26 protein-coding genes are annotated in these 25396 nt (G+C 53.4%); 24 read left to right on the top strand and 2 right to left on the bottom strand.

The window, feature by feature from the left end:
- Window positions 1-215 precede the first annotated feature (215 nt).
- From accB to IEV46_RS05235, 23 genes are all read left to right on the top strand, one after another.
- Window positions 216-725: an acetyl-CoA carboxylase biotin carboxyl carrier protein gene (gene accB, locus IEV46_RS05345; protein ID WP_188431149.1), complete on the top strand. Its 510-nt coding sequence runs from the start codon at window positions 216-218 to the stop codon at window positions 723-725.
- Between the two features lie 20 nt (window positions 726-745).
- On the top strand, window positions 746-2095 hold the full coding sequence (accC, locus tag IEV46_RS05340) for an acetyl-CoA carboxylase biotin carboxylase subunit (protein ID WP_188430688.1): 1350 nt from the start codon (window positions 746-748) through the stop codon (window positions 2093-2095).
- Between the two features lies 1 nt (window position 2096).
- Window positions 2097-2513 (top strand): Asp23/Gls24 family envelope stress response protein, encoded by a 417-nt coding sequence (locus tag IEV46_RS05335; protein ID WP_188430686.1) that lies wholly within the window; start codon window positions 2097-2099, stop codon window positions 2511-2513.
- 31 nt (window positions 2514-2544) lie between these two features.
- Complete coding sequence (amaP, locus tag IEV46_RS05330; protein WP_188430684.1) at window positions 2545-3108, top strand: alkaline shock response membrane anchor protein AmaP; 564 nt, start codon at window positions 2545-2547, stop codon at window positions 3106-3108.
- A 12-nt stretch (window positions 3109-3120) separates the two neighbouring features.
- Window positions 3121-3336 carry a DUF2273 domain-containing protein gene (locus IEV46_RS05325; RefSeq protein ID WP_188430682.1) on the top strand — a complete coding sequence of 72 codons (216 nt, stop codon included), beginning with the start codon at window positions 3121-3123 and terminating at the stop codon, window positions 3334-3336.
- 55 nt (window positions 3337-3391) lie between these two features.
- Complete coding sequence (gene nusB, locus IEV46_RS05320) at window positions 3392-3838, top strand: transcription antitermination factor NusB (protein ID WP_188430680.1); 447 nt, start codon at window positions 3392-3394, stop codon at window positions 3836-3838.
- Entirely contained in the window at window positions 3835-4806 is a 972-nt protein-coding gene (locus IEV46_RS05315) for a tRNA (adenosine(37)-N6)-threonylcarbamoyltransferase complex transferase subunit TsaD (RefSeq protein WP_188430678.1), read from the top strand. The genes nusB and IEV46_RS05315 overlap by 4 nt, the downstream gene beginning before the upstream one ends.
- 86 nt (window positions 4807-4892) lie before the next feature.
- Entirely contained in the window at window positions 4893-5744 is an 852-nt protein-coding gene (gene folD / locus IEV46_RS05310; protein WP_188430676.1) for a bifunctional methylenetetrahydrofolate dehydrogenase/methenyltetrahydrofolate cyclohydrolase FolD, read from the top strand.
- Window positions 5745-5876: 132 nt separating this feature from the next.
- Entirely contained in the window at window positions 5877-7247 is a 1371-nt protein-coding gene (gene xseA / locus IEV46_RS05305; RefSeq protein WP_188430674.1) for an exodeoxyribonuclease VII large subunit, read from the top strand.
- Window positions 7231-7500 carry an exodeoxyribonuclease VII small subunit gene (gene xseB, locus IEV46_RS05300; protein WP_188430671.1) on the top strand — a complete coding sequence of 90 codons (270 nt, stop codon included), beginning with the start codon at window positions 7231-7233 and terminating at the stop codon, window positions 7498-7500. Before xseA ends, xseB begins: the two co-directional genes overlap by 17 nt.
- Before the next feature lie 2 nt (window positions 7501-7502).
- A complete protein-coding gene (locus IEV46_RS05295) occupies window positions 7503-8399 on the top strand; it encodes a polyprenyl synthetase family protein (RefSeq protein ID WP_188430669.1) in 897 nt (298 codons plus the stop codon).
- A 587-nt stretch (window positions 8400-8986) separates the two neighbouring features.
- Entirely contained in the window at window positions 8987-10873 is a 1887-nt protein-coding gene (gene dxs, locus IEV46_RS05290; RefSeq protein ID WP_188430668.1) for a 1-deoxy-D-xylulose-5-phosphate synthase, read from the top strand.
- 12 nt (window positions 10874-10885) lie between these two features.
- The gene (locus IEV46_RS05285) at window positions 10886-11704 is read left to right on the top strand and encodes a TlyA family RNA methyltransferase (protein ID WP_188430666.1); all 819 of its coding nucleotides are present in this window, start codon (window positions 10886-10888) and stop codon (window positions 11702-11704) included.
- 58 nt (window positions 11705-11762) lie between these two features.
- Entirely contained in the window at window positions 11763-12281 is a 519-nt protein-coding gene (locus IEV46_RS05280; protein WP_188430664.1) for a hypothetical protein, read from the top strand.
- Window positions 12282-12312: 31 nt separating this feature from the next.
- Window positions 12313-13197 carry an NAD(+)/NADH kinase gene (locus IEV46_RS05275; protein ID WP_188430662.1) on the top strand — a complete coding sequence of 295 codons (885 nt, stop codon included), beginning with the start codon at window positions 12313-12315 and terminating at the stop codon, window positions 13195-13197.
- Window positions 13194-13640, top strand: coding sequence for a transcriptional regulator AhrC/ArgR (gene ahrC / locus IEV46_RS05270; protein WP_188430660.1), 447 nt, complete (start codon window positions 13194-13196; stop codon window positions 13638-13640). The genes IEV46_RS05275 and ahrC overlap by 4 nt, the downstream gene beginning before the upstream one ends.
- 13 nt (window positions 13641-13653) lie before the next feature.
- Window positions 13654-15348 carry a DNA repair protein RecN gene (recN, locus tag IEV46_RS05265; protein ID WP_188430658.1) on the top strand — a complete coding sequence of 565 codons (1695 nt, stop codon included), beginning with the start codon at window positions 13654-13656 and terminating at the stop codon, window positions 15346-15348.
- A 155-nt stretch (window positions 15349-15503) separates the two neighbouring features.
- Entirely contained in the window at window positions 15504-16874 is a 1371-nt protein-coding gene (spoIVB, locus tag IEV46_RS05260; protein WP_188430657.1) for a SpoIVB peptidase, read from the top strand.
- Window positions 16875-16941: 67 nt separating this feature from the next.
- Window positions 16942-17718 carry a sporulation transcription factor Spo0A gene (gene spo0A, locus IEV46_RS05255; RefSeq protein WP_188430656.1) on the top strand — a complete coding sequence of 259 codons (777 nt, stop codon included), beginning with the start codon at window positions 16942-16944 and terminating at the stop codon, window positions 17716-17718.
- A 193-nt stretch (window positions 17719-17911) separates the two neighbouring features.
- Window positions 17912-19093: a putative cytokinetic ring protein SteA gene (steA, locus tag IEV46_RS05250; RefSeq protein WP_188430655.1), complete on the top strand. Its 1182-nt coding sequence runs from the start codon at window positions 17912-17914 to the stop codon at window positions 19091-19093.
- Window positions 19090-19737 (top strand): copper transporter, encoded by a 648-nt coding sequence (locus IEV46_RS05245; RefSeq protein WP_188430654.1) that lies wholly within the window; start codon window positions 19090-19092, stop codon window positions 19735-19737. The genes steA and IEV46_RS05245 overlap by 4 nt, the downstream gene beginning before the upstream one ends.
- Window positions 19734-20417 (top strand): glycosyltransferase family 2 protein, encoded by a 684-nt coding sequence (locus IEV46_RS05240; protein WP_188430653.1) that lies wholly within the window; start codon window positions 19734-19736, stop codon window positions 20415-20417. Before IEV46_RS05245 ends, IEV46_RS05240 begins: the two co-directional genes overlap by 4 nt.
- A complete protein-coding gene (locus tag IEV46_RS05235; RefSeq protein ID WP_188430652.1) occupies window positions 20414-21253 on the top strand; it encodes a hypothetical protein in 840 nt (279 codons plus the stop codon). The genes IEV46_RS05240 and IEV46_RS05235 overlap by 4 nt, the downstream gene beginning before the upstream one ends.
- Window positions 21254-21300: 47 nt before the next feature.
- On the opposite strand, the gene IEV46_RS05230 is transcribed toward IEV46_RS05235, so the two are convergent.
- Window positions 21301-22401 carry a M24 family metallopeptidase gene (locus IEV46_RS05230; RefSeq protein WP_188430651.1) on the bottom strand — a complete coding sequence of 367 codons (1101 nt, stop codon included), beginning with the start codon at window positions 22399-22401 and terminating at the stop codon, window positions 21301-21303.
- Window positions 22402-22594: 193 nt separating this feature from the next.
- On the bottom strand, window positions 22595-22873 hold the full coding sequence (locus IEV46_RS05225) for a DUF2627 family protein (protein ID WP_188430650.1): 279 nt from the start codon (window positions 22871-22873) through the stop codon (window positions 22595-22597).
- Between the two features lie 119 nt (window positions 22874-22992).
- Between IEV46_RS05225 and IEV46_RS05220 the strand changes: the two genes are divergently transcribed.
- Window positions 22993-25065, top strand: coding sequence for a sigma-54 interaction domain-containing protein (locus IEV46_RS05220; protein WP_188430649.1), 2073 nt, complete (start codon window positions 22993-22995; stop codon window positions 25063-25065).
- Window positions 25066-25396: the final 331 nt, after the last annotated feature.

Here is a 25396-nt window from a genome sequence, read left to right as displayed (position 1 = left end):
CCGCGGAATCTAAAACGTACAATAAACATAGCGCAAAAGTAAAATACCCGGGGGATGAGGGAACCCTTCGTTTTCAGTTGTGTCGTACTGATGGTTTGATATAAAATCATACGGTGTGACAGAGGGATCCTTTGGGATCCCCCCCCAATCAAGCTTTATGTGTGTGACAAATAACTCTCTTTTCGGGGACAAGGAGGAGTGGTTGGACCGTGCCGATGAAGATGCATGAATTACGGGAACTGATCCGACTGGTTAATGAGTCCAAAATTGAAGAGTTTGAACTGGAGAATGACGGAACCAAAGTGTCGATTAAGAAAGCGCTGTCGGACCGGCGGGCGGTGGTTGCGGACTCCCCGGTCCCTGAAGTACAGCCCGCGGAACCGGAGCAAGTCAACCGGGTGGAAAGCAATCCCTCTCCGGCCCCGGCAATGGAAGCGACATCTCCTCAGCAGCCGTCTGCTGTCATTGAGGAAGAGGACACAAATCTGCACAAGATTGTCTCTCCGATGGTGGGAACTTTTTATCGTGCCCCTTCTCCCGATTCTGACCCCTATGTGGATAAAGGAAGCCGAGTGGATGAAAAAACGGTAGTTTGCATTGTAGAAGCGATGAAACTGATGAATGAAATCGAGGCTGAAGTGAGGGGCGAGATCGTTGAGGTGCTCGTGGAGAACGGGCAACTGGTTGAATACGGTCAGCCGCTGTTTTTGGTTAAAGCCGACTAACAGCGGAAGGAGAGAGAATGATGTTCAAAAAAGTGCTGGTGGCCAATCGTGGAGAGATCGCTGTTCGCGTGATTCGTGCCTGTCGTGAACTGGGGATCGACACCGTGGCCGTCTATTCCGAAGCGGATCAGGAATCGCTTCATGTTACACTGGCGGATGAAGCCTACTGTATCGGGCCGGCAGTATCCAAAGATAGCTATCTGAATATGACCAACCTGATGAGTGTGGCCACACTTGTGGAAGCGGATGCGGTTCATCCCGGATATGGTTTCCTGGCGGAGAATGCTGATTTTGCCGAGTTGTGTGCAGCCTGCAACATTACTTTTATCGGTCCGGATCCCCAAGCCATTGTCAAAATGGGGGATAAAACGACAGCCAGAGAAACGATGAAAGCGGCAGGTGTTCCTGTGGTTCCCGGAACTGAAGGCGTGATCGAAGATTTGGATTTTGCTGTGGAGACGGCCCGTGATATCGGTTATCCCGTCATTGTCAAGGCTACTGCCGGCGGCGGTGGCAAGGGGATGCGGGTCGTACATACGGAGGAGGAGTTGAAGCGGGCGATCCAGATGGCGCAACAGGAAGCGGAGGCCAACTTCGGCAATCCCGGCGTCTATCTTGAGAAATTCCTGGTGGAGCCTCGTCACATCGAAATCCAAGTGCTGGCAGACTCCCATGGAAACACCATCCACTTAGGAGAGCGGGACTGCTCGATACAACGCCGGTATCAGAAACTGGTGGAAGAGGCTCCCTCCCCGGCATTGGATTCGGCATTGCGGGAGAAGATGGGACAGGCGGCTGTGGCGGCTGCAAAAGCTGTCAACTATTCCGGAGCGGGAACGGTGGAGTTTCTCCTTGATAAAGAAGGGAACTTCTATTTTATGGAGATGAACACCCGGATCCAGGTGGAACACCCGGTAACTGAACTGGTGACGGGGATCGATTTGGTGAAAGAGCAGATCCGGTTAGCGGCGGAACTGCCTCTTTCCGTGAAACAGGAAGATGTGATCATCAACGGTTGGGCCATCGAATGTCGGATCAATGCTGAAGATCCTGACCGAAACTTCATGCCCTCGCCGGGGACTATCCGGTTTTATCTGCCACCGGGCGGAGCCGGTGTCCGTGTGGACAGCGGGGCTTATCCCGGCTATTCGATCTCCCCCTTCTACGACTCCATGGTCGCCAAACTGATTGTTTGGGGGAAAGACCGCGAGGAAGCCATCCTCCGAATGAAAAGGGCCTTGGAGGAATTTGCAATCGATGGAGTCAGTACCACAATCCCCTTTCATCTGAAATTGTTGAACCATCCCATGTTCAATCAGGGAGACTTCCATATTCAATTTCTTGAGAAAACCGATTTGGAGGAGAGCTGACATGGAGAATGAGCAGCATCCAAACAGCGAAACAAGGAGCACGGAATTGGGCAAGGTGGAGATCGCCCCGGAGGTGCTTCAGATCATCGGTGGACTGGCAGCCCTTCAAGTGAATGGGGTGGCGGGGACGAGCGGAGGGGTCGTTTCTGACATCACCCAATTTTTAGGGCGAAAAAACCCGAGACAGGGGATCAAGGTGGAGCTGGAAGACGAGGTACGGATCACAGTTTCCATCATTGTCTCCTACGGGTACAACATTCCAGATGTGGGACGAAAAGTGCAGGAACAAGTCAAACACGCAGTGGAGTCGATGACCGGTCTCCAAGTGTCCCGAGTGACGGTTCGCGTAGTTGAAGTCCGTTTTGGGGAAGAAGATGCTGCCGCAGATAATCAGGAGACATCGCAACGGATGAAATAATCATATAAGAGACCGGGAGGAGGTAGAGGGATTGGGTGCACTGAATCGGCTCCTCTTGTTTGCATACAGTCTGCTGTTCCTGATCATCACAGCATTGGGCACCAGCATGGCCTTGAATGTGGGCTTTGGGCAGGAAGAAGTGGTGGGTGACTGGCTGGATCGGTTCTACCGAAACCCGGAAGCCCGCTGGTCGATTCTGGCCCTGAGTATATTGGCCTTGATCTTCAGCCTCCGGCTCCTATGGATTTCTCTTCAAATCCGAAAAGAAGAACCCGGCGTCGACCGATTGACGGAGTTTGGACATGTACGGATCTCCCTGGAAACCCTGGAAAGCCTTGCGGTCAAAGCAGCCCGCAAGGTGCAGGGCATCCGGGATTTGAGTGCCAGGGTCCGGCGGGAGAGAGACCATACGTCCATAGGGATTGGTTTAAAATTGACAGTTGATGGAGAAACTCCCATTCAAGCCCTGTCGGAGCAGTTGCAGCAATCAGTCAAGACCTACGTCGAAGAGATTGCCGGTGTGGATGTCAGCCAGATCTCCGTTTACATTGCGGATACGGTGAAGTCGGAAAGGCCCCGGATCCGCGTCGAGTAGGTGGTGGACTGAGTGAATCGGATATGGGAGACACACTGTGGCAGGATCACAGGATTGATCGCCGGTTTGCTGTTCGGATTTATCTTTCTCTTGGTGGGATTTTGGAAGACCCTGATTTTCAGTCTTTTTGTTCTGTCCGGTTATGGAGTCGGACAGTGGATAGACAGTCGGGGGGAATGGAGGGAAGTCCTAGGGGAGATCGTTCCGGACAAGTGGTTCAGGAAATAGGTTTGTTCCCGGCCTCGGCTGGGACTATTTTTTTAAACGGAAAGGTGAGGTTTCCATGTCCAGGCGTCTGGTGAGAGAAAAAGCCCTGCAAACCCTGTATCAGAATGAGATCAATCCCGACGGGGCGGATCGATCGATGAAAAGGGAAGCCCGCTTCCTGCGCGATGAAGACGGAGAAGAGGCATCCGCTTTCTTTCTTCGCTTGGTCCGGACAGTGATCCGGAACATGCCCCGACTCGATCCGGTGATCCAGGGGTATCTGAAACAGGATTGGACGTTGTCCCGACTCTCCCCTGTGGATCGTGCCATTCTCCGGATGGCGGTTTGTGAGCTCCTCTATGAAGAGGAGATTCCCGAAGGAGTCAGTCTGAATGAAGCTGTGGAACTGGCCAAAACCTTCAGTACGGAGGAATCCGCCCGGTTTATCAATGGAGTGTTGGGCAGCATGGTTAAAAACTTGGATGAAGTCCGGAGATTGGCTGTTTCCGGGGATTTCCTGTGAAAAGGAGTAAGAAGGTTCTGCTCGGGATCGACACTAGCAATTACCGCACTTCCTTGAGCCTGGTGGACGAAGAGGGGGCCCTCCTGTCTGATGAACGCGCCTGGCTGGATGTGGAGGCCGGAGAGCGGGGATTGCAGCAATCAACGGCTTTTTTCCAGCATGTGAACCGCCTTCCGGAGCTTTTCGCACGGATTCCCCTGGATGGGGTCCGTGTGGTGGGAGTGGCTGCCAGTCAGGCTCCCCGTCCGGCGGAAGGTTCGTATATGCCGGTGTTCCGGGCGGGGGTTTCCTGGGGACAGAGCTTGGCTCACGCTTGGGGTGTCCCTTTTTTCGGGACGACACATCAGGAAGGTCACATTGAGGCGGGCATTGCCACCGCAGATCGGAAGCCGGCGCCGGAGCGGTTTATGGCGATCCACCTTTCCGGCGGCACCACGGAACTGCTGGACGTGCGCCGGCAACCGGGAGGTTATGACATCTTGAAACTGGGGGGAACACGGGATTTGAACGCCGGGCAGATGGTGGATCGAATCGGGGTGGCGATGGGATTCTCCTTTCCAGCCGGACCGGAACTGGAGGCGGTGGCAGCGGAGATGGAGGAGGACACCGGTTTTACGGTGCCTTCCAGTGTCAGCGGGCTGGAATGTTCTTTTTCCGGTCCTTTGTCCGCGCTGGAGCGGGCCTGGCAGAAGGGAGGGGTATCCCGGGGAGAGATCGCGCAGGCGACCTTTTCCTGCATAGCCAATACCCTGGAAAAAATGGTATTGAACGCATTTGAGTCGGGGTTTCCAAAGAGCCTCTTGATTGTCGGGGGAGTCGCAGCCAACCGATGGCTGGCAGCCCGTCTGAAGTATCGTTTGGAACATCGGGCCGTCGGTGGGAGTCTCTCCTTCGCGGATCCTCGCTTTTCCGGTGATAATGCCTTTGGTGTCGCCTGTTTGGGGCTGAAAATGCGAATGTTTACTTGATGATTCGGGTTAATGTTCGTGTTTCTTTACATTGCCGACAGGAAAGAGTAAACTGAGTGCAAAGCCCAACAGAGAGGAGCATTCAGGTGAATCGGGGCAATCTTATCGATGGAAAAGGGATAGCGGGACAGATCAAACAAGAGTTAAAGGATGAGATCCAAAGGTGGTCTGCCAAGTCTGGCAGACGTCCAGGGTTGACGGTGATTTTGGTGGGGGAAGATCCGGCTTCCGAGACCTATGTGCGTGGGAAAGTGCGGGATTGTGAACAAGTGGGGATCCATTCGAAATTGATTCAAAAGCCGGATACCATTGGAGAAGAGGAGTTGCTTTTTGAAATACACCGCTTGAACGAAGATCCGGCTGTGGATGGAATTCTGGTACAACTGCCTCTGCCCGACCATATTTCTACCGACCGGATCATTTCCGAGATCCGTCCGGAAAAAGATGTGGATGGATTTCATCCTCTCAATGCCGGACGCTTGAGTACCGGTCTGGAGTCTCTGTTGCCCTGTACTCCCCATGGAATCTTGCAGATGTTGAAAAGAACGGGGATTTCCATCGCTGGCAAACATGCGGTTGTAGTGGGCAGAAGCAATATCGTGGGCAAGCCGATCTCCCTCTTGCTTCAGAAGGAAAACGCCACGGTCACCATGTGTCACTCCCGGACAGAGGATCTGGCCCATCACACACGTCAGGCGGATATTCTGGTGGCGGCGGTGGGACGGTTGCACATCATCACCGGGGATCATGTAAAGCCTGGAGCGGTGGTGATCGATGTGGGAATGAACCGGACACCGGAGGGAAAGCTGGCCGGGGATGTGGACTTTGAGTCGGTTCGGGAGAGAGCGTCATATATCACACCGGTACCAGGGGGCGTGGGTCCCATGACCCGGGCGATGTTGTTGTACAACACGGTTCAGGCAGCCCAGGCGACCTGATCCTTAGAACGTTGTGAATTAGTGCTGACCAGGTCGGTCGGGTAGGGTTTCACATTACGTTCTCTTTGTCTCCATGTGAAACCCAACCCTCCCTGTTTTCACAATGCATTTAGCCGCTGGAGGTGATCGGCGTTGCGGGAGGGTGAACAGGATGTTCTGAGTGTGACCGGGCTGGTACAATACCTGACCCGGGTGATCAACGAGGACCCGGGGTTGTCCCGGGTTTGGGTGCAGGGAGAAATCTCTAACTTCAAGCACCACGGACGTGGGCATATGTACTTTACGTTGAAGGATGATCAGACCCGGATCCGGGCAGTGATGTTTGCGGGAAACAATCGGCGGCTCCGGTTTATGCCGAAGGATGGGGATGAAGTGCTGATCCGAGGGCGGATCGGGGTTTTTGAACGGGACGGACTGACGCAACTCTATGTCACCCATATGCAACCCAATGGGATGGGAGAGCTTTATGTCTCGTTTCAGCGACTGAAAGAAAAGCTGAATGAAGAGGGACTCTTTTCGACCAGTCTAAAAAAAGGACTTCCCTTCTTTCCCCGATGCGTGGGAGTGATCACTTCCGCCCACGGCGCGGCGGTGAGAGATATTATCACCACAATCCGACGTCGGAACCGGGGGGTGGACGTTCTTCTGTATCCGGTTTCCGTGCAGGGACCCCAAGCCCCCCTAGAGATTGCCCAAGCGCTCAATCAGCTGAATCGGGCGGGGGAAGTGGATGTGATCATTGTCGGGCGGGGGGGTGGATCCTTGGAGGAATTGTGGGCTTTCAATGAAGAAGTGGTCGCCCGCAGCATCCATCAATCCCGGATTCCGGTGGTTTCGGCAGTCGGACATGAAACAGACATCACCATCGCCGATTTTACGGCAGATGTCCGGGCGGCGACTCCGACAGCGGCGGCGGAGATGGTTGTCCCCCGTCTGGAAGAGTTGCAAATCGGTCTGAAGGCTGTTCAGGAACGCCTAATCAAAGGGATGAAACAGTGTTTGACTGATGGAAGAGTGAGGCTGAACCACTCGATGGACCGACCTGTTTTTCGCAGGCCCGCCATAGGGGTGGAGCAAGCTGAACAACGTCTCGATATAATGACGGGGGAGTTGGTGCGGGCAGCCAGAGAAGCTTTCGCCCCTGTCCGTTCCCGTTTGGAAAGCCGGACATACCGACTCAGGGGACACCATCCCGCCGCCCGCATCATCCGTCTGAAGGAACGGCTGATCCGTCTTTCGCGTCAATCCGGGGTGGGTATGATTCGCCTGTTGCAGGAATATCGCAGGCGATGGCTGGGAAGGGTGGAGCATTTGGATGCCTTGAGCCCGTTAAAAGTGATGAGTCGGGGATACGCTCTCCTTTATCGTTATAACGGGCGAGAATTGATCAAATCCGTGGAACAGGTGCAAGCGGGGGATCTGGTCCGGATCCGTTTGTCGGACGGAAGGCTGAAATGCCAAGTCTGGGGAATGGAGGAGGATTCCAATGAAGAAAGCGGATGAGAAGAAGGAAGCCGGTTTACCGGAAAACCTCTCCTTTGAAGAAGCGATGGATCGCCTGGAAGAAGTGGTGGAGCATCTGGAAAACGGAGAGCTTCCCTTGGAAGAATCGATCCGTCTCTTTGAAGAGGGGATGAAATTGTCCCGTTACTGCGGTCAAAAATTAGAAAAAATGGAGCAGCATGTGGAGATGTTGGTCAGGGAAAACGGGGAATGGGTGAAGAAACCCTTTCAACCGGAGGAGGAAATGGAATAACCGTGGAGGAAATCCAAGGATATCTTAAAGAAAAAGCGAAAAGTGTCGAATCCAGATTGAAAGAGTATATGGAGAGCCCGGAGGGAATCCCTGAAACGTTGCGAGAGGCTATGACCTACTCCCTGCTGGCCGGGGGAAAACGTCTCCGACCTGTTTTGACCTTGGCCACTGCCGAGGCTTTGGGAGGGGATGAGGAGAAGGTTTTGCCTTTCGCATGCGCTGTGGAAATGATACATACATATTCCTTGATCCATGATGATCTTCCGGCAATGGACGATGATGATTTTCGCCGGGGAAATCCCACCAATCACAAGATTTACGGGGAGGCGATGGCCATCCTGGCCGGGGATGCCTTATTGACCCAGGCTTTTGGCGTGATGGCCCAAGGAGCCTTGGATGCCCAACTCCCTCGGGAGACGGCGCTCACCCTCATCCGGGAATGCGCTGTTCGGGCGGGAGCGGAGGGAATGGTAGGCGGACAGGTGAAGGATATTCAGGGAGAAGGTCGGGAGGTCTCCTTGGAGGAGTTGCAGGATATCCATCGTTCCAAGACCGGGGATTTGATTACTTGGTCCGTCCGCATCGGGGCGATGGTGGCCGGAAGCGGAGAGGATGAACTCCAGGCGCTGACAGGATACGCTGAACGGCTAGGGTTGGCCTTTCAAATCCAGGATGATGTTCTTGATGTGATTGGGGACCGGCAAAGGTTGGGGAAGCCCGTGGGCAGCGATGAGGTGAAAAACAAATCCACCTATCCCTCCCTTCTCGGATTGGATTCCTCCAGAGAAAGGATCCGGTCATTGGTCGAGGAAGCCAAACATCTGATTATGGCACAAGAACGGATCCGTCCGGACCGCTTGTTGGCAATCGCCGATTATCTGACCGTGCGGGACAAATGAGCCCGGCTCCTTCATTTGTCCGGGATCACAAGGTTATGATATAATGTCTGCAATTCAGGAGTTGTGTAGTGTTCCAGATGGTTCACCCTACCTTAGAGGCGGAATGAAAATCCACCAAAGGGTATTGGATGTCGTTTGTGGTTTTATTTTTCAATATAGATGTGCCAGTCTGTTTCCACTCTATGATCGTTTTCATAACATATCCTGTGTGAATGGTAAATCCGGTCAGATCGGCCGTGGCAGACCGGCGGAAAGCCGTTGGTCAAGCCGGAACGGAATGCCGGCCGCCGCATGCGGCCGGCATTCCGTTCTTTTTGTCATCATCGATCTCTGCGTCGGAGGGATCGGTTCTCAATTTTTGCAATTACACCATCTGGGAGATGAAGGTACGGTCGGTGGCGCTGCCAGTTTTGCCACTTTGATCTCCCTCCTGAACCCGTCCAGGTGAGAAAAGTAACAGAAACTATGTAATATGGGAATGAAATCATCTTCGGGCTGGGTAAAGTTTTTTATATACCTGGAGAAAAAGCTTTGAATCGATTTGGTGAGTAAAACCAGCAAACGAAAACGAAAGCGAGGCGTTCTTCGTGCACCTCGAGCAGATTAATTCACCGGAACAATTAAAAAAACTTCCTGTCCGGGAACTTCCCCGCCTGGCGGAGGAAATCCGTCATTTTCTGATTGAGAGCTTGTCCGTGACAGGGGGGCACTTAGGGTCTAATTTGGGTGTCGTGGAACTGACCCTTGCATTACATTATCTTTTTGACAGTCCCAAGGATCGTTTGCTGTGGGATGTGGGGCATCAGGCCTATGTCCACAAGATTCTGACAGGGCGAAGGTCTCAATTTGACACCCTCCGCCAATACAAGGGGTTGTGCGGGTTTCCCAAAATGGCGGAGAGCGAGCATGATGTCTGGGAGACAGGTCATAGCAGCACCTCCCTTTCGGGAGCGATGGGGATGGCGGTTGCCCGGGATCTGAAGGGAGAAGATTACCGGGTGATCCCGATTATCGGTGATGGGGCTCTCACCGGAGGGATGGCGCTGGAAGCGCTGAATCATATCGGAAACGAAAAACGGAACATCATGGTGATCCTCAACGACAACGAGATGTCCATCTCCCCCAACGTGGGTGCCATCCACAATTACTTGGGCAAACTGCGGACGCATCGTCACTATCACAAACTGAAAGAAGAAGTGGAGTATTTTCTCAAAAAGATTCCCTCGGTGGGAGGCGCCTTTGCAACTGCTGCGGAACGAATCAAAGACAGTATGAAATATCTGGTGGTATCCGGGGTGTTGTTTGAAAAATTGGGCTTCACCTACCTGGGACCTGTCAGCGGCCACAACTTGGATGAATTGATGGAGTGTTTGCGACAGGCGGATCAGACGAAAGGGCCGGTTCTGGTTCATGTGGTCACCGTGAAAGGAAAAGGATACCTGCCGGCGGAAAATCATGCGGAAAAACTGCATGGCGTATCCAAAGGTTACAAGCTGGAATCGAACAAAGGGAAAAAAGAAGAAAGTCCTGTTAAATATCCCAAGGTGTTCGGAGACACCCTGATTCATCTGGCAGAGACAGACAAGCGTGTGGTGGGAGTCACTCCGGCGATGTTGGGGGGGTCCGGGATGAATGAATTCGCCTCCAAGTTTCCGGACCGTTGTTTTGATGTGGGAATCGCTGAACAACATGCGGGTACCTTTGCAGCGGGCTTGGCCACTCAAGGGATGAAACCTGTACTGGCCATCTATTCCACCTTTCTGCAGCGTGCCTATGATCAGGTGATCCATGACATCGCCCGTCAAAATCTGAACGTTGTGCTGGCGGTGGACCGGGCCGGTTTTGTCGGGGCTGACGGGGAGACGCACCAGGGGGTTTACGATATCGCCTATCTGCGTTGCATTCCCAATTTGGTGGTGATGATGCCCAAAGACGAAAATGAATTCCGACACATGTTGTATACCGCCTATCGATATAACGGACCGATCGCTGTCCGTTTCCCCCGGGGGACGGGTCTTGGGGTGGAGATGGACACGGAACTGAAGGAGCTTCCCATCGGCAAGTCCGAAATTCTGCGGGAGGGTGGGGATGTGGCTCTGCTCGCTTTCGGAACGATGGTTCCCTTGGCGATGGAAGCGGCGGAGCGGCTTGCAAATGAAGGGGTGGAAGCGAAGGTGGTCAATGCCCGTTTTGCCAAGCCCTTGGATACGGAGCTACTGGATCGTTTGAACATCGAAGGAACCCCCGTGGTGACCATCGAAGAGGGGTGCGTCAGTGGCGGTTTTGGCAGTGCCGTGCTGGAATATTTTTCGATGCGGGGAGATTCCGGTGTTCCGGTGAAAATCATGGGTGTGCCGGACTATTTTGTCGAACACGGAGATGTAAAGGAGCAACTTTGCGAAGTGGGTCTGACTGTGGAGAACATCGTCCAAAACGCCCATCAGATGATCACCGTCCATCGGCAGCGGGTCTGAGGAGGAGGGATCGTGGCTAAGGAACGGTTGGACCTCATTCTCGTCAACAAAGGGTATTTCCCCACTCGTCAACAGGCGCAACGGGCGGTCATGGCGGGATTGGTTCGGGTGAATGGAGAACGGGCGGACAAACCGGGCACCCGGATTCCTCCAGGCGTGGAGGTGGAGGTTGCCGGACCGGAACATCCCTATGTGAGTCGGGGAGGGATCAAGCTGGAGCAGGCCCTGAAGGTGTTTCGCCTGGATCTCGGCGGCCGGGTGGTGCTGGATGTCGGGGCTTCCACCGGGGGGTTCACCGATTGTGCCCTTCAAAATGGGGCAGCCAAGGTGTACGCTGTCGATGTGGGCTATGGGCAACTGGCCTGGAAGCTGCGTCAGGATCCGCGGGTGGTTGTGATGGAGCGAACCAATTTTCGTCATATGAAACCGGCGGACTTGCCTGGGGAGATGGCTGATATTGCGACGGTGGATGTTTCCTTTATCTCCTTGTCCCTGATCCTGCCCCCGCTGACCGCTTTGCTGAAAGCGCCTGCGGATGTGGTGGCCCTGGTGAAGCCGCAATTCGAGGCGGGCAGGGAACAAGTGGGTCGCAAAGGAATTGTCAGGGATCCGGGGATTCACCGGAAGGTACTCGCTCGCTTTGCGGAAACGGCAACGACGGAGGGATTTTCCCTCAGAGGATTGGCCCCGTCCCCCATCACCGGCAGTGGGGGGAACATTGAGTTTCTCAGCTGGTTGCGGCGAAGTTCGCCGGAAGATCCTGTTCGACTCCCAGATCTGGAAACCATAATCGGGGAAACCGTGGAGAAAGCACATTCCCGCGAGGATTGAACAGGGAACAGGATTTCCCGTTTTTGGGTTGAATAAGTAGAAAAAGGGAGGGATTCCTTTGTTGAAACCCGGTGATGCTGTAGTCCTTTTTCTGCTTATGGTCCTGTTTTTCTGGATGTTGTTCCGGTCATGGCGGAGAATGAGGATCCGTCCGTTGGTTTTGGACTCCCAACAACCGGTGCAGGGGGAGATTCCCGATTGGCTGGAACGGGAGGGTTACGAGGTGGTTGCGGCAAAGCAGCGGTTGCCTCTTTGGATTCAGGTCGGTGAGAACCAATATGAAAGCAGATTATATGCGGACTACGTAGCCCTGGAAGGCGAAGAGGCCTATGTAGTCATCCTGGCCAAAGCCAAAAAAACTCTTCGACTGTCCGGTGCAGCGATACGTGACCGGTTCCTCGGACATGTTCTCGCCTTTCAAGCCGCCGGTATCTTATATGTTGACCCCGTTCAGGGAACCTTGAAAAAGATCACCTTTGATATTAAGGGAGTACGTACTCCGGGGAGACGGCGGGGGGTCGCCTCCCATCTCATTATGATGGTTCTGGGAGCCTTGATCGCCATTCTGGTCCGATAAACCCGTCCGGACGGATGGAGGTGGAGTCGATTTGAAAAGGTTCGGTATCCTTGTAAATAAGGGCAAACCAAAAGCGAGGGTGGTGCTGAAAGAGCTGGTGCTCCTCCTGGAGGAGCGGAGGGTGGAGGTATGGCTGGAACCCGACATCGCTCAAAGCATCGATCGCCCCGATCTGTCCTTGGCGGTGAATCGTTTTCCTGATGTGGTGGAGATTGTGTTCGTATTGGGCGGGGACGGAACGTTGCTCGGCGTGGCGCGACGGTTTGCCGATTTTGACATCCCGATCCTGGGATTCAATTTGGGAAATCTCGGGTTTCTGTCGGAGGCGGAACCGGACAGTCTCTCCACTGCTGTCGACCGGATCTTGTCCGGAGACTATTACATAGAAGAACGATTGATGTTGGATGCTGAGGTGGTCAGGGACGGGAAGGTGTTGGAGAGAAGCGTTGCCCTCAACGATGTGGGGATTGCAAAGGGATCCTTCAGCAGAATGATCACAGGGACGGTCTATATGGACGGTGTGTATTTGGGTACCTACTCGGGAGACGGGTTGATCGTATCCACTCCGACGGGATCGACAGCCTATTCCCTCTCCTGCGGGGGCCCGATCGTCTGGCCCGGAGTCCAGTGCATCCTCCTGACCCCCATCTGCCCTCACACGCTGACGGCAAGGCCGATGGTTCTTCCGGCGGACAGTACATTGGAAATCCGGGTCAGTGCCACTCACCGGGATCTCGGAGTCACCATCGACGGACAGCTCGGTTACCGACTGAGAGTGGATGATGTGATCCGGGTGGCGAAATCCCGGCATTACACCCCTCTGATCAAATGGGAAGAAAGAGATTTCTTTGAAGTGGTTCGCAAAAAGTTGCAAGGTGAACAGGATGAAGGGGAAGGGCTGGAGGGCAGGATATGAAGGCACAACGGCACATCAAAATTCGTGAAATCATCACCCACCGGGATGTGGAAACACAGGAGGATCTGGTGGCCGAGTTGAAAAAAGCGGGGTACAATGTAACCCAGGCAACCGTATCCAGGGATATCAAAGAGTTGCATTTGGTGAAAGTCCCGACCAATAACGGGTCATATAAATATTCCCTGCCGGCGGACAACCGTTTCAATCCACATCAAAAGCTAAGGCGGATGTTGTCAGAAGCCTTTGTGGGAATTGATTTGAGTGAAAATCTGATCGTAATGAAAACCATGCCCGGCAACGCCCACGCCATCGCCGTCCTGATCGACCATCTCGCATGGCCCGACATCCTGGGAACGATCGCCGGGGATGACACCATCATGTTGATCTGTCGGGATCGGGAGCAGGCTCCCCACATCAAGAACCGTTTCATTGAAATGTTGTAGGAGTGGATGACCGATGCTGCGGGAAATCTCCATCCGTGATTTTGCGATTATCGAACAGGTGAATATCACCTTCGACAACGGATTTCATGTGTTGACAGGAGAGACGGGGGCAGGAAAATCGATCCTGTTTGATGCCCTCAGCCTGGTGACCGGCGGCCGGGGCTCAACCGATTTTATCCGGCATCATGCCAAAAAAGCCATGGTTGAAGCCCTGTTTGAGCTCCGGGAAGGCCATCCGGCCCGGACGGTGCTGTCCGAGTTGGGTTTGGAAGCGGAAGACGATCATCTTCTCATCCGGCGGGAGATCTCCATTTCAGGGAAGAGTACTTGCCGAATCAACGGGCAAATGGTCACCTTGGCGATGCTAAAACAAGTGGGAACCCATCTGGTGGAGATTCACGGGCAACATGAGCATCAGAAGTTATTGCAGGTGGAAGAACACATAAAATGGTTGGATGCTTTCGGGGGCTCCCGGCTGAAAAGGCGTTTACAGGCGTATCGGCGCATATATCAGGAATACCGGGACATTGTGAAACAGCTGGAGCGAATCGATGCCGATGAAAAAGAGGTCAGCCGACGGATCGATATGTTGACCTTTCAAAGGGATGAGATCGCTGCTGCCCGTCTGGAAACCGGGGAAGATGAAATGCTTGAGCAGGAGCACGGCCGTCTGGCTCATGCTGAGCGTCTGATGCAGAATGCCGCCGACTCTTACGAAGCATTATACGGGGAAAATCGGGGGGCGGAAAGTATCAATCGCGCGGTTCGAGATCTGGAGGAGATCGTCCCATACGATGAATCCTTGAGCGGCGTACTGGAATTGATCCAATCCGCCTATTACCAGGTGGAAGAAGCTGCCCGGCAATTAGGGAGATACCGGGATGGATTGGAATTTGATCCCACCCGTCTCGCTCAAGTGGAAGAACGGTTACGCTTGGTTGATGATCTGAAACGAAAATATGGGGAAACGGTGGATGAGATTCTCGCTTATGGGCGAAGTGTGGAAGAAGAGCTGGAAAAGTTGGAACACCGGGATGAAAGAAAGGCGGAACTGGAAGAAAAGCGTGATCAGCTGATCACTCAGTTGACTGAGCAAGCTGAAGAGTTGAGAACTTTGCGACGGACTGCGGCCGCGGAACTGGAACGTCTGGTGGAGTTGCAATTGTCGGATCTCAATATGAAGGGGACCCGATTTTCCGTCGCCTTTCATCCGGCAGGTACACTTGATTTTACACCTCACGGGATCGATCAAGTGGAGTTTTTGATCTCCCCCAATCCCGGGGAGCCCCTTCGCCCCTTGGTGAAAATCGCTTCCGGCGGTGAGCTTTCCCGGATCATGCTGGCGATGCAAAGCATCTTCTCGAAAGTGGAAGGTGCGGCGGACACATTGATCTTTGACGAGGTGGATACGGGGGTCAGCGGGAGAGCTGCACAAGCGATCGCTGAAAAAATCGCCCGTCTCGCCCGCAATTGCCAGGTGTTGTGCGTGACTCATCTGCCCCAGGTGGCTTGCATGGCGGATGTTCATTTCCAGATTTTCAAAGAAACCGTCGGGGAATCCACTCGTACCCGGGTCAAACTGCTGACCGAAGCCGGCCGGACGATGGAACTGGCACGGATGCTGGGGGGCGTGGAAGTGACGGACACGACCAAAAACCATGCTTTGGAGATGCTCCGTCTGGCGGAACAAACGAAAAAAGCGATATGATTCAAGTCCATCCCTCCAACCAGGAGGGATTTTTTAGAAAGAAGTGGCTGAGGAATCATTTGCGTAACATAAAAGGAAACAGGGCGCGGCAAACTGACAAATACGATGGGAACATCGAGGTGGAGGTGTAGGCAGGAAGCAGGAGAGTGAGACGTGTGGGGCACAGAAAAAAATACAAGAAGTGGGCAGGCGTGCTTTTGGTTTTGTTGTTGATACTGGGGGGAGTGAGTACACCTTTTCGTCAATTTATGGCTCTTCCCGCGGAAATGCGACTGTTTACAGGAAATCCGAAGGAACTTCACCTGACCCTTCCCGCATCAGCCACCGTTTCCATCGCCAATCCCGATGTGTTGGCAGTAAACGGAGCCCGGCAAAATCCGGTTCGTGTGAACTTGAGTCAGCCGCTGATGTTAATGTCCAAACAGTTGGGGCAAACACAGCTCACTTTGCGTCTGTTTGGGAAAGTCCCTTTAAAACGGATGATGGTGCGTGTGCTGCCGGAGATCCGGGTGATTCCCGGAGGACAATCCATCGGGGTGAAACTGGCCTCGGATGGGGTTTTGGTCGTCGGACATCACTTGGTGGGAAGCACCCGTCCTTCCCCAGGGGAAAAGGCGGATATCCGGGTTGGGGATTACATTGTGGAAATGGATGGAGAACCGGTGAATGAAGTGAATCAAGTGGCGCGGATGGTGGAAAAAGCAGGTGAAGAAAAACGGTCGCTCAAAACCGTCATTCGCCGGGGGCATCATCGGAAGACAGTGTCCTTGCAACCTGAACTGGACCGGAAAGAAAACGCATTCCGAATTGGCTTGTATGTGCGGGACTCGGCAGCCGGTGTGGGTACGTTAACTTTTTTTGATCCCGGACGAGGGGTTTATGGGGCTCTGGGACATGTGATCACCGATATGGACACCCGGCAACCCATTCAAGTGGGGGGCGGAAAAGTGGTTCACTCCAATGTCACTTCCATTGAAAAAGGACAGACGGGAGATCCCGGAGAAAAACGGGCTATCTTTTTCCGTGAGAATCAAGTGTTAGGATCGATCTCGCGCAATACACAGTTCGGCATTTTTGGTAAAATGGACCAAAATCCGACCTCGGGATTGTATGAAAAGGCGATTCCAGTGGGTTTGTCGGAGGAGGTCAAAGAAGGTCCCGCTGAAATCCTGACCGTGGTGGAAGGGCAAAAGGTGGAACGGTACAGCATAGAAATTGTCCATCGGATTCATCAAAAGTTTCCCGCCACCAAAGGAATGATCATTAAGGTGACCGATCCGCGATTATTGAAAAAAACCGGTGGAATTGTACAGGGGATGAGCGGGAGCCCGATCATACAACAGGGGAAATTGGTGGGTGCAGTCACCCATGTATTCGTCAATGATCCTGCATCGGGATACGGTACCTATATCGAGTGGATGCTGAAGGATGCAGGGGTATTGGAAAAAACGGGTCTCCATGATGAGGCCCGTTTTTTTATAAAGAATTCCTGCAACAGGAAATTTCAAAGGGTTAGGAAGGAATGACCGTTTTTTTGTCGAAGCCATGTAATAAAGCGACGAGGACGATTTTGCCAGAGAAGGAGGGGCCGGTTTGGATAAGATGCGTGTGCTGTTGGCTGATGATAACCGCGAATTTGCGGATCTTCTGAGAGAACATCTGGATTTTCAGGAAGATATCGAAGTAGTCGGTGTCGCCTATAATGGAAACGAAGTGATCGAACTACTGGAAAAAGAGAAGCCGGATGTACTTGTCCTGGATATAATCATGCCACATCTGGATGGTCTTGGTGTTTTGGAGAAGCTGAATGGACGGCCGGAACCTATGCCGAAAATCATCATGCTGACGGCCTTTGGTCAGGAAAATATTACACAGCGGGCGGTGGAATTAGGGGCGGCATACTATATCCTGAAACCCTTTGACATGGATGTGTTGACAGATCGGATCCGGCAAATGCAAGGGCGGCCCGTCACATCCACCCAGGGGAATGCAGTTGCTGCGACAGGCGGACGGTCGGACAATCTGGACGCTCACATCACAAGTGTGATTCACGAAATCGGTGTTCCGGCTCATATCAAAGGCTATCTGTATCTGCGGGAAGCGATCACCATGGTGTACAATGAAGTGGAGCTGTTGGGGGCGATTACGAAAACGTTGTACCCCCGGATTGCGGAAAAATACAACACCACCCCGAGTCGTGTCGAACGGGCGATCCGCCATGCCATCGAGGTTGCCTGGAGCCGGGGAAACATGGACTCCATCCGCAAGCTCTTTGGCTACACAATCAACGTCAGTAAAGCGAAGCCCACCAACTCTGAGTTCATCGCCATGGTGGCAGATAAACTGAGGATTGAACACAAGGTGGGGTGAAGGATCGGAATGTGGATGGAGACGGTATGCTGTGGGGGCATGCCGTTTTTTACTTGGCATCTTTTAGCAATCTTTAATAACGTCGGGGTGGCTGTTAAGAAGGAGGGAGGTGTGATGGATAATTCAGGTATGAAGAGGGGGAAACTCTTACATAATATAAAAAGCCAATTGGAGACAAAGGAGCCTGTCTTCGATGCTGTTTTCTCGATTTCCGGCCCATAAACGGGTTTGTCATGGATCCGCAGCGGTGGACCGTCAGACCAAACGGTTGATTCACCGGGTCCGTCCCGGTCAGATCGCAGTAATCAATCACCGGGATCTAGATGAAGTGGCTGCGGAGGGTCTGATCAAGAAGAAGGTTGGCGGGGTGGTGAATGCCGCTCCCTCCATCGGAGGAACCTATCCTGCCCGGGGACCGGGTTTATTGCTCGATGCCGGGATTCCTTTGCTCGATGTTACAGGGAATGAAATCCTGGAGAAGATTGTGGAGGGAGACGTACTCTGTATCCACAGGGACCGTCTGTACCAAAAACGGGCGGGATGTTGGGTGGAGGTGGCCCGCGGTCATCGCCTGGATCGTACCCATTGGCAACAGAAAGTGGAAGAGGCGGCGGATCATCTGGATGGGACCCTGGACTCCTTTGTGGCCAACACCCTTGATTATGCCCGACGGGAACGTTTCCTCATCAGTCAACGATTGCCCATTCCTTCCCTGATCACGGAAATGCAGGGAAGAGATGTGGTGATTGTGGTGCGAGGGGGCGGCTATGAACGGGACTTACGAATGTTGCGCCCCTATCTGAAAGAGGCGAATCCGGTGTTAGTGGGTGTGGATGGGGGAGCTGATGCTTTGTTGGAGAGCGGTTTTCGTCCGGATTTGATCCTGGGGGATATGGATTCAGTCTCGGATCGAGCTCTTTTAACCGGCTCCGAGCTGGTGGTGCATGCCTATCCTGATGGACGGGCCCCGGGATTGAAAAGAGTGGAGAGCTTGGGGTTGGCTGCTCATCTGATTCCCTGTCCCGGGACAAGCGAAGACGTGGCCATGTTGATGGCTGACCAGGAAGGGGCACGGCTCATCGTGGCCGTCGGTTCCCACTCCCATGTCATCGATTTTCTGGAGAAGGGGCGGAGAGGAATGTCCAGCACGTTGCTGACCCGAATCAAAGTGGGTCCCAAACTGGTGGATGCCAGAGGGGTTCATCGACTGTACAGCGGGAGCAAAAAACTTCCGATCAGAGAGATTGCAGGGTTGATCGTTGCCTCCGCTTTCCCGATTTTGGCTTTGACGGCAGTGAACCCGCGCTTGTTTTATATGGCCAAACTGGTGTGGTTAAACGTCAAAATCTTTTTTTCCTGGGTGGGGATGCCATGATTTCGAACCGTACCCTTCTCCATACTCTGATCGCGGTTTTTTTGTCCCTCGGAGTGGGGATCCTTCTCGGAGGAACCGGAGGCCACTCCTGGTTTGAACAACGGGAGGGAGTTCTGTTGGACAAACTGGAACAGAGGATGGACCAGCTTTCACAGGAGCAGGACCGTCTCCGGAAAAATCTGCAGGGGAGGGAGGAAAACCTGGAACGTCTCCGCGGACAAAATCGGGTTCTGTTGCGGGAGGCTGTCAAAGGTCGGTTAAAGGGTTGCCTGGTTCTCGTGTTCGGAGGATCGGACCGGGAAGCGCGCCGGTTGGGAGAGGCCATCCGGGCTGCGGGAGGGGTGATCGCCCGTCCATCGGCTTTTCCAAGTTTACCAGATCGCTTTGATGCCATCGTTCTATTGCCGGATGCCGCCGAAAGAAACTTTCACTATCCCCGATTGATCCGGGATGTTCGGATGAGTTATTCCGGACCGGTGCTCATCCGGCAATGGGGGGAGGAAACTTCCCGCCCGGTGTTCGGAACGGATGAGAACCGATCTTTCTCCCTGCCTGGTCCCTATACGGGGGAGTCCCTGCAAACCTTTGAATGGATCAAGTTGATCCAGGATGCGACCAATAGAGGAAAAGAGGCATCATCATGAGAGACACTCCTCTTGTCAGTGCCATCATTCCCGCCTTTGACGAGGAAGAACGAATCGAAAAGACATTAAGATCCCTTCAACAGGTAAGAGAAGTGGATGAGATCATCGTCGTGGACGACGGGAGTCGGGATCAGACAGCCCGAAAAGCGGAGCCTCTTGCGAACCAAGTGATCCGCCTTCCGCAAAACGGGGGCAAAGGGGCCGCTCTCACTAAGGGTGTCGAAGCAGCTGCGGGAACTGTTTTTTTGTTTGTGGACGCAGATCTGGAGGAACATGCCCGGCTGTGTGGTGCCTTGGTGGGACCCGTTTTGAAGGGGGAAGCGGATATGACGATCGCCTCCTTCCCCGCCGCCCGGAGAAAAGGGGGATTTGGATTGGTCAAAAAACTGGCCCGCTACGGGGTTCGGCGATTGACAGGAACGACCGTGGAAGCCACATTGTCAGGACAGCGGGCGGTCGCCAGGGAACTGATGGAAAATATGGGAACTGTTTCTGAGGGGTTTGGAATTGAGGTGGGTATGACCGTTAGGGCTCTTCGGAATGGATTTACCATCAAGGAGATCCCGTTGCCGCTCAGTCACCGGGAGACAGGTCGGGATTGGCGGGGATTTGTACATCGGGGTAAACAGTTTGCGGCGATCTTGGGGACATTGATCCGGCTTTGGAGGCAGCTTGCATGAATCTGTTTCTTTCCGTCTTTCTGTTGCTGATATCATACGGTGTAGGCCGACTCTCCCTCAATCCGGGGAGGAGCTTTCTGTTGTCTGCGGGAGTGACTTCTGTCAATTACAGAGGGGAGCGGATTCCCACTTCTCTGGGAGGACTCCTGGCGGTTCTCTTATTGTTTTTATCCGCAGTGCCTCTCGGTCTGTCTCGATGGGTTTCTTTGTTTTCCTTTCCTCTCTTTTCTGTTGTGATGTTGGCATCGGTCACGGTGGCCTTTCTCGGGTGGCTGGATGACACCTTGGGAAACCATCGGGACAAGGGATTTATGGGACATTTTCGAACATTGATGGAGGAGGGAAGGTTGACCACCGGATTGCTGAAAGCGGTGGGAGGTGGGGTGGTTGCAGCGGTAGCGGCCACCGTCACCGCTGAGGGGTACGGGTTCCTCTGGTTGTTACATACACTTTTGATCGGATTGATGACTAATTGGCTCAACTTGTTGGACCTTCGCCCAGGACGGGCCTTGAAATTTTATCTGGTGCTGGGGGGGACGCTTTTCATTCTTCATCTGGGTTCAGGAGAGAGTCTGTTGTTTCTCCCGCTCCTCGGCCTTGCGGCTGCGGTGTTGAAGGGGGATTTGTCGGCCCGGTTCATGTTGGGGGACAGCGGCTCCAATCTCCTTGGAATCCAATTGGGAATCTGGCTCGCTTGGATCTCTCCCCCATGGTTGATTATTTTGCTGGATATTCTGCTGGTGGTCGGCCACGGTTTGGGTGAGGCCGTCTCTTTTACTCAGGTCATAGAGAACAGCCGTTTTCTCTCTTACCTGGACCGGGTGGGAAGGCGATAAACCTTCGGGAACCAAAAAACCACAGGGGATGCCCCGTGGTTTTTTGGTTATTTGACGATTTGGAGTTCCTTCGGAAATCGGGTTAGCACCTGATGACCATCGGCGGTAATTACCAGGTCGTCCTCGATCCGGACACCACCGATTTCGGGGACGTAAATGCCCGGTTCCACGGTGATGATCATCCCCTCAGACAAATGATCACTGTTTTTTCCGTGAAGAGAAGGGTACTCATGAGCGGAAATCCCGAGCCCATGGCCGATCCGGTGGGGGAAATGAGCGCCGTAACCGGCTTCTGCAATCACTTGGCGGGCGGCACGGTCCACTTCCATCATCGGCGTTTTCGGACGGCACTGGGCTAGGGCCGCTTCCTGGGCTTTCCGTACGGTTTCATAAATTCGACTCGCTTCCTCGCTGATGGATCGAAAGGCGACGGTTCGGGTAATATCGGAGGCGTACCCATCGAAGATCACGCCCAAATCAAACAGCACCAAATCCCCTTCCTGCAACGGTTGTGTACCCGGGATGCCGTGGGGATCGCCTGATTTTTTCCCAAACAGAACCATGGTGGAAAAGGACATTTCCCGGATTCCTTGTCGTTTCATCTCATATTCGATTCGGGCCACCACTTCCAACTCCGTACACCCGGGTTTCAGTGCCGCGATCCCGGTTTCCACGGCCATATCGGCGAACCGGGCGGCTTTTCGGGCAGCGCGGATTTCGGTCTCATCTTTGATGACCCGCATCGCCCCCAGATGAGTGGAGACGGAGACTAACTTGGCTTCCGGGGATAAACTGAGCAGGGATTGCGCTCGGGCGTAAGTCAGATGTTCCAGTTCCACCGCAGCCCTTTGGAAGGAGAGAAGTTTCCGGTCAGCCAGGAGGGAACGGATGATGTGCCACGGGTTGTCGGAGTCTCCGTAGGCGGTGATCCCGTGGGTCCATCCGGAATTTTTCAAGCGGTCCATCTCCAGCTCCGGCAAAATCATGAACGGCTCTTCCCCAGGAAAGGAAAACAGGGCTACCAGCCGTTCATGGGGTTCGCATTCAAATCCGGTGAGATAAAACAGATTGGCGGGATCCTGGATCATCGCCAGCTCCACTCCCTCATGCTTCAGCCAACCGGACAGTTTTTCCAGACGGTGGTTCAATCTGAATCGGCCTCCTTCGAATTGTGATCCATTCTCTCCCCTATTCAAGGGGGTTCTTAACAAGATAACACTCCATGAAATAGAGCGGAAGGGGGTTACGCTGGCCCATGTTTTTCAAGGATATTGCCCACTGTGTGTCAAAGGTAGGAAAGAAGGGGTTTCGTAAATCAGCGAAACCCCTTCTTTCCTGCCTCTATTTTTCCGCTCCTTTTTTGGGAGGAAGCTTTTTCTTTTTTGGGGGGAGGAGCATGGGTTGCACATAGTTTCTTTTGGCATCCCGGTAGAAGAGAAAACCGGCGGTGAAGAACAGTCCGAGAATAAAGAGGAGCAAACCTCCCAGAAAAGGCAACCAGGCGAAATCCTTTCCGGCGAGGGTTTCGAAGATGATGTCCTTCATCAAGGTCCAGCCGTAAATTCCGGCCGCTCCGGGGATACACAGCAGGGCTATTGCCAATAATCGTTGATAAAGCATGAGACCACCCCTTATTCACTCCTTATCCTACCTTATTTCAACCGGGAATGCCATGCCCCATCCCTTGCCCCGGGTTGTGATAAGATGAATAACGGAGAATGGAAACGGGAGGACGGCCGATGAAAAGGTTTCTGATCGTGGGCGGGGGAGAAGGCGGCACCGCTTTTTTCCGGACACTGATCCAGTTAGATCGGATCCGCGTGACTGGCGTGGTCGATCTCAGACCGGAAGCACCGGCGATTCTGGAAGCGAAACGGCATGGGATCCCGACAGGACAAAAGGTGTATCCATTTTTAAAAGAAAATCCCGATGTCGTTCTGGAGGTGACAGGGGATCCTGCTGTTTACCGGCATCTGTGCGATATCAAAGGAGAAGGAACTTTGGTGGTTCCTGGGGAAGTGGCCAATCTGATCATGCAGTTGATCGCGGAAAAAGAACAATGGTTTGAAGCTTGGCGGGTGCGCCAGCACGAGCTGGATGCCATCGTAAATTCAACCCATGATGGCATGATCGCCGTAAACCGTGAAGGGAGGGTCACCCTGTTCAACCGGGCTGCAGAACGTTTGATCGGAAAATCGGCAGACCAGGTGATGGGGAAGAAAATCGGAGAGGTGCTTCCCGATACCTGTCTCGATCAGGTGTTGCAAACGGGAAAACCGGAGCTGAACCAATCGTTGGAGTTGGCTAACGGAAAAAAAATTGTGACCAACCGGGAGCCGGTGACCGACCGGGAAGGAAAGGTGATCGGAGTTGTTTCTGTTTTCCGGGATATCACGGAAGTGACTTCCCTGGTCCAACAGGTGACAGACTTGAAAAGTATGAAAAGTCAATTGCAAGCGATCATTGATTCCTCCGATGATGCCATCTCTGTTGTGGACACGAAAGGACTTGGAGTTTTAATCAATCCGGCCTATACACGTTTGACGGGACTGACGCCTCCGGAGGTGATCGGAAAACCGGCGGATACAGACATTTCCGAAGGGGAGAGCATGCACATGAAAGTGCTCCGGACGGGAAAGCCCGTCCGGGGGGTGCCGATGAAAGTTGGATCTCACCGGAAAGATGTGGTGGTCAACGCCGCCCCGATCACAGTGGAGGGCAAATTGAAAGGGAGTGTTGCCATCATTCAGGACATGTCGGAAATCAAGGAATTGTACCGAGAACTGGAACGATTTCGCCGGCTGGTCCGCACCCTGGAGGCAAAATACACTTTCGATGACATTATCGGTGAAAGCGAAGCGATGCGGCTGGCGCTGAAGGAAGCTCGCCAAGGTGCCCACACCCGGGCAACCGTTTTGTTGCGGGGAGAGTCGGGAACGGGAAAGGAACTTTTCGCCCATGCCATCCACAATGCAAGTGACCGGAAATACAATCAATTTGTCCGGGTCAACTGTGCCTCCATTCCGGAGTCTTTGTTGGAGAGCGAACTGTTCGGCTATGAGGAAGGAGCCTTTACCGGTGCCAGAAGAGGCGGCAAAAAGGGCTTTTTTGAAGAGGCTGACGGCGGAACGATTTTTCTGGATGAAATCGGGGAGCTCTCCCTTTCCACCCAGGCCAAACTGCTCCGCGTCTTGCAGGAGAAAGAGATTGTCCGGGTGGGCGGAGCCAAGCCCGTCACCGTAGATGTCCGCGTAATCGCCGCCACCCATGTGGATTTGGAGCAAGCGATCAAAGAAAAGCGTTTTCGGGAAGATCTCTATTACCGGCTGAATCTGCTGCCCATCCACATCCCACCTCTCCGTCAGCGGGTCAGTGACATCCAGGCACTCTCTCTTCACTTGGTGAAAAATTTCAACCAGGAGTATGGGCGAAATGTGATTTCGATTCATCGGGATGCTCTCCATGTATTGGAAACTTACAATTGGCCCGGAAATGTCAGAGAGCTTGAAAATGTGCTGGGGCGGGCGATGATCCACATGCACCACAGTGAGCGGGAGATCTGTAAGGAACACTTGTTGCCTCTTCCTTCCTCCATGGCACCCCCGGCATTTCAGGAGGGTGTTACAGAGGAGGGTGAGACATTGCAACAAGTGGTTTCCCGAACGGAGCGGGCTCATATTCTTCGGGTTTTTGAGGAGACGGGGGGCAACAAAACGGAAACAGCCCGGCGACTCGGAATCTCGGTGAGAAATCTCTACTACAAGTTGGAGAGATATCAGATTTCAAACAGAGAGACCGAATCGAAGACTTAGATCTCGATTGCAATTTTTTGCAGGAAAAAGGGAGCAGGGTCACTGCAAGATTTTGCAGACATTTTCTCCTGAGAGTCCAATTTGAAGCCAAAGTCCCGTTCATTTTACTCTTGGTATGGATATTGCTTTACTTACAAGGGGGTGATGGCATGAGAAAGGAAAGGGGGGCACTTGATCGATATGAGGGAAAGCGGATTTCCTGTGGGGGAAAACGCTTTCATTTTAATTCTCCTTTCTCGTCATATCATCAACAATCCATCATCAGGTGGGCTCCCGGGGTCCTGTCACTTCCCGTTTTTGGATTCGTGATGTGACAGGGCCGATGCGTCAG

The organism is Kroppenstedtia guangzhouensis, assembly GCF_014637345.1.
In the GTDB taxonomy this organism is placed as follows: domain Bacteria; phylum Bacillota; class Bacilli; order Thermoactinomycetales; family DSM-45169; genus Kroppenstedtia; species Kroppenstedtia guangzhouensis.
This window is presented reverse-complemented; position numbering and strand designations above follow the sequence as displayed.

Bases quoted from the DNA above. Each gene is read 5' to 3' on its own strand.
- accB (WP_188431149.1), top strand. From the start codon at position 216: ATGAAGATGCATGAATTACGGGAACTGATCCGACTGGTTAATGAGTCC.
- accC (WP_188430688.1), top strand. From the start codon at position 746: ATGTTCAAAAAAGTGCTGGTGGCCAATCGTGGAGAGATCGCTGTTCGC.
- IEV46_RS05335 (WP_188430686.1), top strand. From the start codon at position 2,097: ATGGAGAATGAGCAGCATCCAAACAGCGAAACAAGGAGCACGGAATTG.
- nusB (WP_188430680.1), top strand. From the start codon at position 3,392: ATGTCCAGGCGTCTGGTGAGAGAAAAAGCCCTGCAAACCCTGTATCAG.
- xseB (WP_188430671.1), top strand. From the start codon at position 7,231: ATGAAGAAAGCGGATGAGAAGAAGGAAGCCGGTTTACCGGAAAACCTC.
- ahrC (WP_188430660.1), top strand. From the start codon at position 13,194: ATGAAGGCACAACGGCACATCAAAATTCGTGAAATCATCACCCACCGG.
- recN (WP_188430658.1), top strand. From the start codon at position 13,654: ATGCTGCGGGAAATCTCCATCCGTGATTTTGCGATTATCGAACAGGTG.
- steA (WP_188430655.1), top strand. From the start codon at position 17,912: ATGCTGTTTTCTCGATTTCCGGCCCATAAACGGGTTTGTCATGGATCC.
- IEV46_RS05245 (WP_188430654.1), top strand. From the start codon at position 19,090: ATGATTTCGAACCGTACCCTTCTCCATACTCTGATCGCGGTTTTTTTG.
- IEV46_RS05240 (WP_188430653.1), top strand. From the start codon at position 19,734: ATGAGAGACACTCCTCTTGTCAGTGCCATCATTCCCGCCTTTGACGAG.
- IEV46_RS05235 (WP_188430652.1), top strand. From the start codon at position 20,414: ATGAATCTGTTTCTTTCCGTCTTTCTGTTGCTGATATCATACGGTGTA.
- IEV46_RS05225 (WP_188430650.1), bottom strand. From the start codon at position 22,873: ATGCTTTATCAACGATTATTGGCAATAGCCCTGCTGTGTATCCCCGGA.
- IEV46_RS05220 (WP_188430649.1), top strand. From the start codon at position 22,993: ATGAAAAGGTTTCTGATCGTGGGCGGGGGAGAAGGCGGCACCGCTTTT.